This is a genomic window from Pseudomonas sp. NFPP24 (genome assembly GCF_900112095.1).
Classification (GTDB): Bacteria; Pseudomonadota; Gammaproteobacteria; order Pseudomonadales; family Pseudomonadaceae; genus Aquipseudomonas; species Aquipseudomonas extremorientalis.
Genome location: NZ_FOKD01000003.1, coordinates 350,508 through 362,612 on the forward strand (window position 1 = coordinate 350,508; position 12,105 = coordinate 362,612).

The window sequence follows — 12,105 nt, forward strand, 5'->3', positions numbered from 1 at the left end:
ATGAACGATCACAACAACAGCATTGAAGTGGAAACCGCCATGACCACCACCACCATGACCATGATCCAGGCCTTGCGCTCGGCCATGGATGTGATGCTCGAACGAGACGATAACGTGGTGGTGTTTGGCCAGGACGTGGGCTATTTCGGCGGCGTGTTCCGTTGCACCGAAGGCTTGCAGACCAAGTACGGCAGCTCGCGGGTGTTTGACGCGCCGATCTCGGAAAGCGGCATTATCGGCGTGGCCGTGGGCATGGGCGCCTATGGCCTGCGCCCGGTGGCCGAAATCCAGTTCGCCGACTACGTCTACCCCGCCACCGACCAGATCATCTCGGAAGCGGCGCGCCTGCGTTATCGCTCGGCCGGCCAGTTCACCGCGCCGCTGACCATGCGCATGCCCTGCGGCGGCGGTATCTACGGCGGCCAGACCCACAGCCAGAGTATCGAAGCGGTGTTCACCCAGGTCTGCGGCCTGCGCACGGTGATGCCGTCCAACCCGTATGACGCCAAGGGCCTGCTGATCGCCTCCATCGAAAACGATGACCCGGTGATCTTCCTCGAGCCCAAGCGCCTGTACAACGGCCCGTTCGACGGCCACCACGACCGCCCGGTAACGCCGTGGTCGAAACACCCGCAAGCCCAGGTGCCGGACGGTTACTACACCGTGCCGCTGGACGTGGCCGCCATCGTGCGTCCGGGTTCGGCCGTCACCGTGCTGACCTACGGCACCACGGTATATGTGTCGCAAGTGGCCGCCGAAGAAACCGGCATCGACGCCGAAGTCATCGACCTGCGCAGCCTGTGGCCGCTGGACCTGGAAACCATCGTCAAATCGGTGAAGAAGACCGGCCGTTGCGTGGTGGTACACGAAGCCACCCGCACCTGCGGCTTTGGTGCCGAGCTGGTGTCGCTGGTGCAAGAGCATTGCTTCCACCACCTGGAAGCGCCGATCGAACGCGTTACCGGTTGGGACACCCCCTACCCGCACGCGCAGGAGTGGGCGTATTTCCCAGGGCCGTCCCGCGTGGGTGCGGCGTTGAAACGGGTCATGGAGGTCTGAATGGGCACGCACGTTATCAAGATGCCGGACATTGGCGAAGGCATCGCGGAAGTTGAACTGTCGGTGTGGCATGTGAAGGTCGGCGACATGGTGGTCGAAGACCAGGTGCTGGCGGACGTAATGACCGACAAGGCGATGGTGGACATTCCCTCGCCGGTGCACGGCAAGGTGATCTCCCTCGGCGGCGAGCCGGGTGAGGTCATGGCGGTGGGCAGTATTCTGATCAGCATTGAAGTGGAAGGCGTGGGCAACGCCAAGGATGCGCCGGTCGTCAAAGAGGCGCCGAAGGCCGTACCGGTGATGGAAGCCAAGCCTGCACCGGTCGTGGTTGAAAGCAAGCCAGCACCGGTTGTCGCGGCCCAGGCCCCCGTGGCACGTGCCGCCGACGAGCGCCCATTGGCCTCCCCCGCCGTGCGCAAACACGCCCTGGACGCCGGGATTCAACTGCGCCTGGTGCAGGGCACGGGCCCCGCCGGGCGGATTCTGCACGAAGATCTCGACGCCTACCTGCAACAAGGCGCGGCAAAGTCTTCGGCAACGGCCAACCCTTATGCCGAACGCAACACCGAGGAACAGATCCCGGTGATCGGCATGCGCCGCAAGATCGCCCAGCGCATGCAGGACGCCACCCGGCGCGCCGCGCATTTCAGCTATGTTGAAGAAATCGATGTTACCGCCCTCGACGAGTTGCGCGTGCACCTCAATGAGAAACACGGCGCCACACGCGGCAAGCTGACCCTGCTGCCGTTCATCGTGCGCGCCATGGTCGTGGCGTTGCGCGACTTCCCGCAGATCAATGCGCGTTACGACGACGAAGCCCAGGTCATCACCCGCCTCGGCGCGGTGCATGTGGGCGTCGCCACCCAGAGCGATGTCGGCCTGATGGTGCCGGTGGTGCGCCACGCCGAAGCCCGCAGCCTGTGGGGCAATGCCGAGGAAATCGCACGCTTGGCCACGGCGGCGCGCAACGGCAAGGCCAGCCGCGATGAGCTATCGGGTTCGACGATTACCCTGACCAGCCTGGGCGCGCTGGGCGGCATTGTCAGCACGCCGGTGCTGAACCTGCCGGAAGTGGCCATCGTCGGCGTCAATCGCATTGTCGAGCGGCCGATGGTGATCAAGGGCCAGATCGTGGTGCGCAAGATGATGAACCTCTCCAGCTCCTTCGATCACCGCGTGGTCGATGGCATGGACGCGGCGCAATTCATCCAGGCCATTCGCGGCCTGCTCGAACAACCCGCCAGCCTGTTCCTGGAGTAAGGCATGACGCAGACATTGAATACCACCCTGCTGATTATCGGTGGCGGCCCTGGCGGTTATGTGGCGGCGATCCGTGCCGGCCAACTGGGTATCCCGACCATCCTGGTGGAGAGCCAGGCGCTGGGCGGCACGTGCCTGAATATCGGCTGCATCCCATCCAAGGCCCTGATCCATGTGGCCGAGCAATTCCAGCAAACCGTGCACCACAGCCAGGGTTCACAACTGGGCATCGAAGTGGATGTGCCGACCCTGGACATCCGCAAGAGCGTGGAATGGAAAGATGGCATTGTCGATCGCCTGACCACTGGCGTCGCGGCGCTGCTGAAAAAGCACAAGGTGCAAGTGATCCACGGCTGGGCCAAGGTGGTGGACGGCAAGACCGTCGACGTCGGCGACCAGCGCATCCAGTGCGAACACTTGCTGCTGGCCACCGGCTCGAAAAGCGTCAACCTGCCAATGCTGCCGATTGGCGGGCCGATCATCTCCTCGACCGAAGCCCTTGCACCGAAAAGCGTGCCCAAGCGCCTGATCGTGGTGGGCGGCGGTTACATCGGTTTGGAACTGGGCATCGCTTACCGCAAGCTCGGCGCCGACGTGAGTGTGGTCGAAGCACAGGATCGTATCCTGCCGGCCTATGATGCCGAGCTGACGCAGCCGGTGAACGAATCCCTCAGGCAACTGGGCGTGAAGCTTTACCTCAAGCACAGTGTCACCGGTTTTGCCGATGGCAGCCTGCAAGTGCTCGACCCGAACGGCGACACCTTGTCGTTGGCCACTGATCAGGTGCTGGTTGCCGTCGGTCGCAAACCCAACACCCAGGGCTGGAACCTCGAAGCGCTGAACCTGGACATGAACGGCGCGGCGATCAGGATCGACAATCGCTGCCAGACCAGCATGCGCAACGTGTATGCCATTGGCGACCTGAGCGGCGAGCCGATGCTGGCACACCGGGCCATGGCCCAGGGCGAGATGGTCGCCGAACTGATCAGCGGTAAGCATCGCGAATTCAACCCGGCGGCCATTCCGGCGGTGTGCTTTACCGACCCGGAACTGGTGGTGGTCGGCAAGACGCCCGACCAAGCCAAGGCCGCTGGCCTTGACTGCATCGTGTCGAGCTTCCCGTTCGCGGCCAATGGCCGGGCCATGACCCTGGAGTCCAAGACCGGCTTCGTGCGGGTGGTGGCACGCCGTGACAACCACCTGATCGTCGGCTGGCAAGCCGTGGGGGTGGGCGTCTCGGAACTGTCCACCGCCTTTGGCCTGAGCCTGGAAATGGGTTCGCGCCTGGAAGACGTGGCGGGCACCATCCATGCGCATCCGACCCTCGGCGAAGCGGTGCAGGAAGCCGCGCTGCGGGCGTTGGGGCACGCACTGCATCTGTAAAAACGCGGTGAGGCCATCGGGGGCAAGCCCCCTCCCACAAGGGGAATGCATTCCAAATGTGGGAGGGGGCTTGCCCCCGATGGCGGTGGATCGGTCACACCCAGTGGCTCCCACACAAGCCAAGAATGCAGTATTGTTGCGCCCATCCAGAAAAAAACCGACTTGACCAACGATAGAGGGTGTCATGGGTAACGAAAGCATCAATTGGGACAAGCTGGGTTTTGACTACATCAAGACCGACAAGCGGTTTCTCCAGGTCTGGAAAAACGGCGAATGGCAAGAAGGCACCCTGACCGACGACAACGTGCTGCACATCAGCGAGGGCTCGACCGCCCTGCACTACGGCCAGCAATGCTTCGAAGGCCTCAAGGCCTATCGTTGCAAGGACGGTTCGATCAACCTGTTCCGCCCGGACCAGAACGCCGCCCGCATGCAGCGCAGCTGCGCCCGCCTGCTGATGCCGCACGTCTCGACCGAAGACTTCATCGACGCCTGCAAGCAAGTGGTCGCGGCCAACGAGCGCTTCATCCCGCCGTACGGCAGTGGTGGCGCGCTGTACCTGCGCCCGTTCGTAATCGGCACCGGTGACAACATCGGCGTGCGCACTGCGCCGGAGTTCATCTTCTCGGTGTTCTGCATCCCGGTCGGCGCCTACTTCAAGGGCGGCCTGGTGCCGCACAACTTCCAGATATCCACCTTCGACCGCGCCGCACCACAGGGCACCGGTGCCGCCAAGGTCGGTGGCAACTACGCCGCCAGCCTGATGCCGGGTTCGGAAGCGAAGAAATCCGGTTTCGCCGACGCGATCTACCTGGACCCGATGACCCATTCGAAAATCGAAGAAGTCGGCTCGGCCAACTTCTTCGGGATCACCCACGACAATAAGTTCATCACGCCGAAGTCGCCTTCGGTACTGCCAGGCATCACCCGCCTGTCGCTGATCGAACTGGCAAAGACCCGCCTGGGCCTGGACGTGATCGAGGGCGAAGTGTTCATCGACAAACTGGACCAGTTCAAGGAAGCCGGCGCCTGCGGTACGGCGGCGGTGATCTCGCCGATCGGCGGCATCCAGTACAACGGCAAGCTGCACGTGTTCCACAGCGAGACCGAAGTCGGCCCGATCACCCAGAAGCTCTACAAAGAGCTGACCGGTGTGCAGACCGGTGACGTCGAAGCGCCGCAAGGCTGGATCGTCAAGGTCTGAGCCACCTGGAAAAACCCGCCATCTGGCGGGTTTTTTCATTGTTCGGGGATATTCACCACTAGCTTCTTGCCCATGCTGATCCTGGGTTCCACCCCATACCCCAATGCCTCGTAGAACCCGACGACCCCCTCATTACCACTGGTGATCTGCAGGTTGATCTTCATGCAGCCCAGCGCCGTCAATACCTGTTCCGCATGCCGCACCAGCGACGATCCCAAACCCTGCCGCCGATAGTCCCCATGCACCGCCACTGAATACAGCCAGCCACGATGCCCGTCATACCCGGCCAGAATGGTCCCGATCACGGTTTTTTTGTCCGTCGCGACAAAGAACAGCCCATCGTCGACCGCCAGCTTCTTATCAATCGCCAGGGCGGGCAGGTTGTGCGCCGTTTCGTAGCCGAATGCCTCCTGCCATAACGCTACCACCTGCGCCCGGTGCTGACGGTCGCGATACGGCCCGATGGGATGCCGGGACAGCAGGGCCTTTTCCATCACCAACGTACGTTCGCTGCCGTGATAAACGTCGCGCACGGTGTGAAACCCCAATTTGGTGTAGAACGGCTCGGCGGTCAGCGATGACGGCACGCTCAGCACCGTCACCCCGGCTTCGCGGGCGCGTAGCTCAATCTCGATCATCAACAATCGCCCAATGCCCTGCCCTTGCAGCGGCGGGTTGACGAATACCGAGCGCACCACATTCGCATCCAGCGCTGCGGTGGCGACGATCACCTGATCCTGAATCGCTACCAGCACCACGCGTCGCTTGAGCAGTTCCAGCACCGCCTCCGGCGTGAAGTTAGCGGCAACCCGCGCAATCACATGCGCCGGATAGTCCCGCGCATTGCTGCTGTGCAGGGCGGCCAGGATGACCTGGCTGATGCCCTCGGCATCGGTGGCTTGGGCTAAACGAACGACGGTAGACATAATTCCTCCTGGCTGACACAGCTGCAACAAACACCACTCTACCCATGTGGGAGGGGGCTTGCCCCCGATAGCATGCTTTCAGATATAGATTTTCTGGCTGACCCACCGCTGTCGCGGGCAAGCCCCCTCCCACAGGTTGCGTGCATTTCACTCCGGCAGCCGATTCGGCTGCCCTACCCCACTTTTCAGCTTTCCCGGCTGAACCACCCCTCGGTTTCAGCCGGGATTCATCCCGCACAACCCACAAAATAGCCGCACTGCTCACCTCATGGAATTCGTGCCCCCATGCAAACCACCAACACCGTCTTGATGATTCGCCCGGCGCGCTTTGCCTTCAACCCGGACACCGCGATCAACAACCGTTTCCAACGCCCGCCCCTCGACCCGCTCCACGCACAGCAGAAAGCGCTGGAGGAGTTCGACGGCTATGTCACCACCCTGCGCAATCACGGCGTGGAGGTTCTGGTGGTGCAGGACACCCCGGCGCCGCACACCCCCGACTCGATCTTCCCCAACAACTGGTGGAGCAGCCACGCCGACGGCAGCCTGGTGCTGTACCCGATGGAAGGCCAGAACCGACGACTGGAACGCGACAAAGGCGTGCTGCAAGTGTTGGAACAGCGATTTACGGTCAAGGACACCATCGACCTCAGCCACCTCGAACAACAGAACATCTTCCTCGAAGGCACCGGCAGCATGGTGCTCGACCGCCAGCACCGCATCAGCTACGCCTGCCACTCCGGGCGCACTCACCACGACGCCCTGCGCCAGTTCGCCGAACGCCTCGACTACCAGCTCTGCGTGTTCCATGCGGTCGACCGCCACCACGCGCCGATCTACCACAGCAACGTGATGATGAGCGTCGGCCGCGACCTCTCGGTGGTGTGCCTGCAAGCCCTGCCGATTGCCGATGAGCGCCAGGCCCTGGAGCGCTCCCTGCGCGACACTGGCAAGGACATCGTCGCCCTCGACTTCGACCAGTTGGAAGCCTTCGCCGGCAACATGCTCGAAGTCCACGACCGCGACGGCCAGCCGCTGCTGGTGATGTCGGCCAGCGCCTGGGGCGCCCTGCAACCGACCCAGCGCCAACACATAGAACGCCACACCCGGCCGGTGGTGGTGAACATCGACAACATCGAACGCATCGGCGGCGGCAGTGCCCGCTGCATGCTGGCGGAAGTGCACCTGCCTGCCCGTCCCTCATTTCAATAAGGAGTCTTGCCATGACCCGCTATATCGACGTCAACGATCTCTGCTACCTGGTCTCGCAAAAAGGCCTGCCCACCTGCATCACCGAGATGGCCGAGTACATTCGCGCCGACTACCTGCGCTGGCAGGATTTCGAGAAATGCGCGCGCCTGGCCAACCACTCGCCGGACGGCGTGATCGAGCTGATGCCGGTGTCCGACGCGTCGCTGTATGCGTTCAAGTACGTCAACGGCCACCCGAAAAACACCCTGGCCGGCATGCTCACCGTGATGGCCTTCGGTGCGCTGGGCGATGTCGATACCGGCCTGCCGGTGCTGCTGGCGGAAATGACCCTGACCACCGCGATCCGCACCGCCGCCACCTCGGCGCTGGTCGCCCGCTACCTGGCCCGCGAGAACAGCCGCAGCATGGCGCTGATCGGCAACGGCTCGCAGAGCGAGTTCCAGGCCCTGGCCTTCCACGCCATGCTCGGCATCAATGAAATCCGCCTGTTCGATATCGACGCCAAGGCCACCGCCAAGCTGGCGGCCAACCTCAAAGCCTTCCCGGCAATCAAAGTGGTCCTGGCCGGCAGCGTGGCCGAGGCCGTCAAAGGCGCCGACATCGTCACCACCGTCACCGCCGACAAGGCCTACGCCACCATCCTCACCGACGACATGATCGAGCCCGGCATGCACCTCAACGCCGTCGGCGGCGACTGCCCAGGCAAGACCGAACTGGACCGACGTATCGTCGAGCGCGCCCGCGTGATCGTCGAGTACGAACCACAAAGCCGTATCGAAGGTGAAATCCAGCACATGCCGGAAGATTCGCCGGTGACCGAGCTGTGGCAAGTGATCAACGGCCAGCAGCCAGGCCGCGAGAATGCGCGCCAGGTCACGCTGTTCGACTCGGTGGGTTTCGCCATCGAAGACTACTCGGCACTGCGCTACGTAATGGACGTCGCAAAAGCGCTGGATGTGGGCAGCACACTTGAACTGGTGCCGGACCTGGCCGATCCCAAAGACCTGTTCGCACGCCTGGCCCGGCAGCCCGGCGTACAGCAGAAAAGGCGTGCCTGAGACCGCTCTGGCCTGCTGCTTTGCGTCGATGGCAGGCCGATTTTTCAGGGATGAAAAGCCGATTCAGCGGGTGTCACAGCCGATTCCGCTGCATTGCCAGTTTTAACAGCGCAATTCGCGCTTTGTGCACGGGGTAAACGACACAAAAAACGCACCATCATGAAGCATTCTCTGCTCCCAGTTATTCACTGCCCTGACATCAATTACAAAATATAGGGACCTGCACATGACTCCATTGCGATCACTCTTCGCCGCGCTGCTGTTGCCACTCTGCGCAAGCGCCGCCCACGCCCAGGACTGGAAAGAAATCCGCTTCGGCGTATTCCCCGAATACCCACCCTTCGAATCGGTGGCCGCCGACGGCAGCCTGCAAGGCTTCGATATCGAGTTGGGCAACGCGATCTGCGCCAAGCTCGAAGTGAAATGCACCTGGGTCCACAACGAATTCGACGGCATGATCCCGGCCCTGCGTGCGCGCAAGTTCGACGCGATCATGTCGTCCATGGCCGTCACCCCCGCCCGTGAAAAAATCATCGACTTCAGTGACCGGCTGTTCCTCAGCCCGACCTCGGTGATCACCCGCAAGAGCGCTGACTTCGGCGACACCCCGCAATCCCTCAAGGGCAAGCAGGTCGGCGTACTGCAAGGTTCGTTGCAGGAGGCCTATGCCCGTGCGCACCTGGCCAGGCTTGGCGCGCAGATCAAGGCGTACCAGTCCCAGGACCAGAACTACGCCGACCTGCAGAACGGCCGCCTCGACGCGACCCTGACCGACAAGCTCGAAGCCCAGCTCAACTTCCTGTCCAAGCCCGAAGGTGCCGACTTCAAGACCGGCCCGGCCTTCAAGGACCCGACCCTGCCCCTGGACATCGCCATGGGCCTGCGCAAGAACGACCAGGAACTGCGCACGCTGATCAACAAGGGTATCGCTGCCGTGCAGGCGGATGGCACTTACGCGCAGATCCAGAAGAAGTACTTCGGTGATCAGGATATCTACCACGAGTGATGCTCTGACCTCGCTGTGGAAACTTGCTTGTGTGGGAGGGGGCTTGCCCCCGATAGCGGTGGGTCAGTCAACTGATTTGGCACTGATACACCTCTATCGGGGGCAAGCCCCCTCCCACAAAAGGCAGCGTCCACAGTCAATCTCTGTGCTCCATCGAGATCATTTCCATGAATGAATTCCTCAACTTGCAGGGCTACGGCCCGATGCTCGCCCAGGGTGCGTGGATGACGCTCAAGCTGTCCTTCCTCGCCCTGGCCCTGAGCCTCGCCCTTGGCCTGATCGCCGCCGGCGCCAAGCTCTCCAGCGCCAAATGGCTGCGGGTACCGGCCACGCTCTACACCACGCTGATCCGCAGCGTGCCGGACCTGGTGCTGATCCTGCTGATTTTCTACAGCCTGCAACTGTGGCTAAACGACCTGAGCGAAATGTTCGGCTGGGGCTACTTTGAAATCGACCCGTTTACCGCAGGCGTCGTCACCCTGGGCTTCATCTACGGCGCGTATTTCACCGAGAACTTCCGGGGCGCGATCCTCAGCGTGCCGGTCGGCCAACTGGAAGCGGCGACCGCCTATGGGCTGAGCCGCTGGCAGCGTTTTCACCTGGTGCTGTTCCCGCAGTTGATGCGTTTTGCCCTGCCGGGCCTGGGCAATAACTGGCTGGTGCTGCTCAAATCCACGGCCCTGGTGTCGATCATCGGCCTGTCGGATCTGGTCAAGGCCGCGCAGAACGCCGGCAAGACCACCAACGAGCCGCTGTACTTCCTGATCCTCGCCGGCCTGGTGTACCTGGTGATCACCACCCTCTCCAACCGCATCTTCAAGCGCCTCGAACGGCGCTACAACCTCGGCATCAAGGGGATGGCGCGATGATCGAACTGTTCCAGCAATACGGCCTGGCCTACCTGTTCAGCGATGGCGCGGGGCTGTCCGGCGTGGCCATGACCCTGTGGCTGTTCATCATCTCGGTGGTGTTCGGCTTCGTGCTGTCGATTCCACTGGCACTGGCAAGGGTTTCCGAGCACTTCTGGCTGCGCTGGCCGGTAGAGGTCTACACCTACCTGTTCCGCGGGACGCCGCTGTATATCCAACTGCTGATTTGCTACACCGGGCTGTACAGCCTGGAAGTGGTGCAGGACAACGCCCTGCTCAACCAGTTTTTTCGCAACGCGCTGAACTGCACCCTGCTGGCCTTCGTGCTCAACACCTGCGCCTACACCGTGGAAATCTTCGCCGGGGCGATCCGCAATATTCCCCACGGCGAAATCGAAGCGGCCCGCGCCTATGGTTTGCATGGCTGGCGGCTGAACCTGTTTGTGGTGGTGCCTGCGGCCTTGCGCCGCGCATTGCCGGCCTACAGCAATGAAATGATCCTGATGCTGCACGCAACCTCCCTGGCGTTTACCGCCACCGTCGCCGACATCCTCAAGGTGGCCCGCGACGCCAATGCCGAGACGTTCCTGACGTTCCAGGCCTTCGGCATCGCCGCCCTGCTCTACATGCTGCTGTCCTTTGCACTGGTGGGCCTGTTCCGACTGGCCGAACGTCGCTGGATGCGTTTTCTTGTTCCTACCCGAGGCTAACCCATGAATCAGTCCGCGCAGGCCCTGGCCACTTATCCCGTTGACGAACCCGTTGCCACACCCGCCACCACCGCTATCAAGCTGCAAGTCGAAGGCATCCACAAACGCTACGGCGAACACGAAGTGCTCAAGGGCGTATCGCTGAATGCGCGCAATGGCGATGTGATCAGCCTGATCGGCGCCAGCGGCTCCGGCAAAAGCACGATGCTGCGCTGCATCAACTTCCTCGAACAGCCGGACGCCGGGGTGATCACCCTGGACGGCATCAGCATCGAAATGCAGCAAGGCCGCGCCGGCACACGCGCGCCGCACCAGGCCCAACTGCAGAACCTGCGTACACGCCTGGCCATGGTGTTCCAGCACTTCAACCTGTGGAGCCACATGACCGTGCTGGAAAATATCACCATGGCCCCGCGCCGGGTGCTGGGCGTGAGCGCCGCCGAGGCGGAAAAACGCGCACGCCTGTACCTGGACAAGGTCGGCCTGCCGGGCCGCGTGGCGGATCAGTACCCGGCGTTCCTGTCCGGCGGCCAGCAGCAGCGCGTGGCGATTGCCCGGGCCTTGGCGATGGAGCCGGAGATCATCCTGTTCGATGAGCCGACTTCCGCGCTCGACCCAGAACTTGTAGGAGAAGTCCTCAAAGTCATACAGACGTTGGCTGAGGAAGGTCGTACCATGCTGATGGTCACCCACGAAATGGGCTTTGCCCGCCAGGTGTCCAGCCAAGTGCTGTTCTTGCACCAGGGCAAGGTTGAGGAACAAGGCGACGCCAGGATCCTCGACCACCCCCGCAGTGAGCGCCTGCAGCAATTTCTTTCCAACCGTTTGAAGTGAAACCCATGGATACCAAGGCCAACGGACCCCATTCCTCCCCTGCGCTGGACCGCATCGATGAAGCCATTATCGAAGTGCTGCGCCATCAGGGGCGCATCACCTACGAAAAGCTCTCGTCGCTGGTACACCTCACGCCCCGGCCCTGCCTGGAACGGGTGCGCAAGCTGGAGCGGCGCGGGGTGATCCGTGGGTATGGGGCGATCATCGATGTGCAGATGGTCTCGCCAGGCTTGTCATTGCTGGTGCTGGTGGCCTTGTCCAACCAAAGCGGGCGCTCAGCGCAAAAGGCCTTCGAAGCCTGTGTGAAGGCCTGCCCGCAGGTGTTCGAATGCCAGCTGATCAGCGGGCCGTTCGACTACAGCCTGCGCATGCGTTGCCGGGACATGGAGCATTACCGGGTGTTGACAGAGACCTGGCTGAACAATGATGAGTTGCACATCGATAAGTTGGTGGCGCATCCGGAATTGGCAGTGGTCAAGAACACCGCCACCGAGTTGGCCTGAACTTATCTCTCCAAAACACTGCCGATCGAATGTGGGAGGGGGCTTGCCCCCGATAGCAGTGTGTCAGTCTATGCATCTGTG

12 protein-coding genes are annotated in these 12,105 nt (G+C 62.3%); 11 read left to right on the forward strand and 1 reads right to left on the reverse strand.

Translation table 11 applies throughout. The features are described 5' to 3' along the window. The 4 genes from BM026_RS08475 (at position 1) to BM026_RS08490 (ending at position 4,906) form a co-directional block, all read left to right on the forward strand. Positions 1-1,059: an alpha-ketoacid dehydrogenase subunit beta gene (locus tag BM026_RS08475; protein ID WP_016978112.1), complete on the forward strand. Its 1,059-nt coding sequence runs from the start codon at positions 1-3 to the stop codon at positions 1,057-1,059. Continuing rightward, complete coding sequence (locus tag BM026_RS08480) at positions 1,060-2,319, forward strand: dihydrolipoamide acetyltransferase family protein (RefSeq protein WP_093124315.1); 1,260 nt, start codon at positions 1,060-1,062, stop codon at positions 2,317-2,319. A 3-nt stretch (positions 2,320-2,322) separates the two neighbouring features. After that, positions 2,323-3,702 carry a dihydrolipoyl dehydrogenase gene (gene lpdA, locus BM026_RS08485; protein WP_093528043.1) on the forward strand — a complete coding sequence of 460 codons (1,380 nt, stop codon included), beginning with the start codon at positions 2,323-2,325 and terminating at the stop codon, positions 3,700-3,702. Between the two features lie 184 nt (positions 3,703-3,886). Continuing rightward, the gene (locus tag BM026_RS08490) at positions 3,887-4,906 is read left to right on the forward strand and encodes a branched-chain amino acid aminotransferase (protein WP_093528047.1); all 1,020 of its coding nucleotides are present in this window, start codon (positions 3,887-3,889) and stop codon (positions 4,904-4,906) included. A gap of 35 nt (positions 4,907-4,941) precedes the next feature. Here BM026_RS08490 and BM026_RS08495 read toward each other — a convergent pair whose 3' ends face one another. After that, positions 4,942-5,832: a GNAT family acetyltransferase gene (locus BM026_RS08495; protein WP_083351484.1), complete on the reverse strand. Its 891-nt coding sequence runs from the start codon at positions 5,830-5,832 to the stop codon at positions 4,942-4,944. Positions 5,833-6,117: 285 nt separating this feature from the next. On the opposite strand from BM026_RS08495, the gene ctlX reads away from it, so the two are divergent. The 7 genes from ctlX (at position 6,118) to BM026_RS08530 (ending at position 12,024) form a co-directional block, all read left to right on the forward strand. Then, the gene (ctlX, locus tag BM026_RS08500; protein ID WP_092244650.1) at positions 6,118-7,044 is read left to right on the forward strand and encodes a citrulline utilization hydrolase CtlX; all 927 of its coding nucleotides are present in this window, start codon (positions 6,118-6,120) and stop codon (positions 7,042-7,044) included. An 11-nt stretch (positions 7,045-7,055) separates the two neighbouring features. Beyond that, positions 7,056-8,102 carry an ornithine cyclodeaminase gene (locus BM026_RS08505; RefSeq protein WP_093528050.1) on the forward strand — a complete coding sequence of 349 codons (1,047 nt, stop codon included), beginning with the start codon at positions 7,056-7,058 and terminating at the stop codon, positions 8,100-8,102. 226 nt (positions 8,103-8,328) lie between these two features. Next, positions 8,329-9,108 (forward strand): ABC transporter substrate-binding protein, encoded by a 780-nt coding sequence (locus BM026_RS08510; RefSeq protein ID WP_092244644.1) that lies wholly within the window; start codon positions 8,329-8,331, stop codon positions 9,106-9,108. Positions 9,109-9,275: 167 nt separating this feature from the next. Further along, positions 9,276-9,977 (forward strand): ABC transporter permease, encoded by a 702-nt coding sequence (locus tag BM026_RS08515; RefSeq protein ID WP_071492097.1) that lies wholly within the window; start codon positions 9,276-9,278, stop codon positions 9,975-9,977. Beyond that, positions 9,974-10,687: an ABC transporter permease gene (locus BM026_RS08520; RefSeq protein ID WP_065903984.1), complete on the forward strand. Its 714-nt coding sequence runs from the start codon at positions 9,974-9,976 to the stop codon at positions 10,685-10,687. Before BM026_RS08515 ends, BM026_RS08520 begins: the two co-directional genes overlap by 4 nt. 3 nt (positions 10,688-10,690) lie before the next feature. Then, on the forward strand, positions 10,691-11,521 hold the full coding sequence (locus BM026_RS08525) for an ABC transporter ATP-binding protein (protein WP_256575504.1): 831 nt from the start codon (positions 10,691-10,693) through the stop codon (positions 11,519-11,521). A gap of 5 nt (positions 11,522-11,526) precedes the next feature. Continuing rightward, positions 11,527-12,024, forward strand: coding sequence for an Lrp/AsnC family transcriptional regulator (locus BM026_RS08530; RefSeq protein ID WP_016974875.1), 498 nt, complete (start codon positions 11,527-11,529; stop codon positions 12,022-12,024). The last annotated feature ends 81 nt before the right edge of the window (positions 12,025-12,105 follow it).

What these genes read in the sequence shown, in the direction of transcription:
- BM026_RS08525 (WP_256575504.1), top strand. Translation starts at nt 10,691, where the DNA reads ATGAATCAGTCCGCGCAGGCCCTGGCCACTTATCCCGTTGACGAACCC.
- BM026_RS08505 (WP_093528050.1), top strand. Translation starts at nt 7,056, where the DNA reads ATGACCCGCTATATCGACGTCAACGATCTCTGCTACCTGGTCTCGCAA.
- BM026_RS08480 (WP_093124315.1), top strand. Translation starts at nt 1,060, where the DNA reads ATGGGCACGCACGTTATCAAGATGCCGGACATTGGCGAAGGCATCGCG.
- BM026_RS08520 (WP_065903984.1), top strand. Translation starts at nt 9,974, where the DNA reads ATGATCGAACTGTTCCAGCAATACGGCCTGGCCTACCTGTTCAGCGAT.
- BM026_RS08495 (WP_083351484.1), bottom strand. Translation starts at nt 5,832, where the DNA reads ATGTCTACCGTCGTTCGTTTAGCCCAAGCCACCGATGCCGAGGGCATC.
- BM026_RS08530 (WP_016974875.1), top strand. Translation starts at nt 11,527, where the DNA reads ATGGATACCAAGGCCAACGGACCCCATTCCTCCCCTGCGCTGGACCGC.
- BM026_RS08515 (WP_071492097.1), top strand. Translation starts at nt 9,276, where the DNA reads ATGAATGAATTCCTCAACTTGCAGGGCTACGGCCCGATGCTCGCCCAG.
- BM026_RS08490 (WP_093528047.1), top strand. Translation starts at nt 3,887, where the DNA reads ATGGGTAACGAAAGCATCAATTGGGACAAGCTGGGTTTTGACTACATC.
- BM026_RS08510 (WP_092244644.1), top strand. Translation starts at nt 8,329, where the DNA reads ATGACTCCATTGCGATCACTCTTCGCCGCGCTGCTGTTGCCACTCTGC.
- ctlX (WP_092244650.1), top strand. Translation starts at nt 6,118, where the DNA reads ATGCAAACCACCAACACCGTCTTGATGATTCGCCCGGCGCGCTTTGCC.
- BM026_RS08475 (WP_016978112.1), top strand. Translation starts at nt 1, where the DNA reads ATGAACGATCACAACAACAGCATTGAAGTGGAAACCGCCATGACCACC.
- lpdA (WP_093528043.1), top strand. Translation starts at nt 2,323, where the DNA reads ATGACGCAGACATTGAATACCACCCTGCTGATTATCGGTGGCGGCCCT.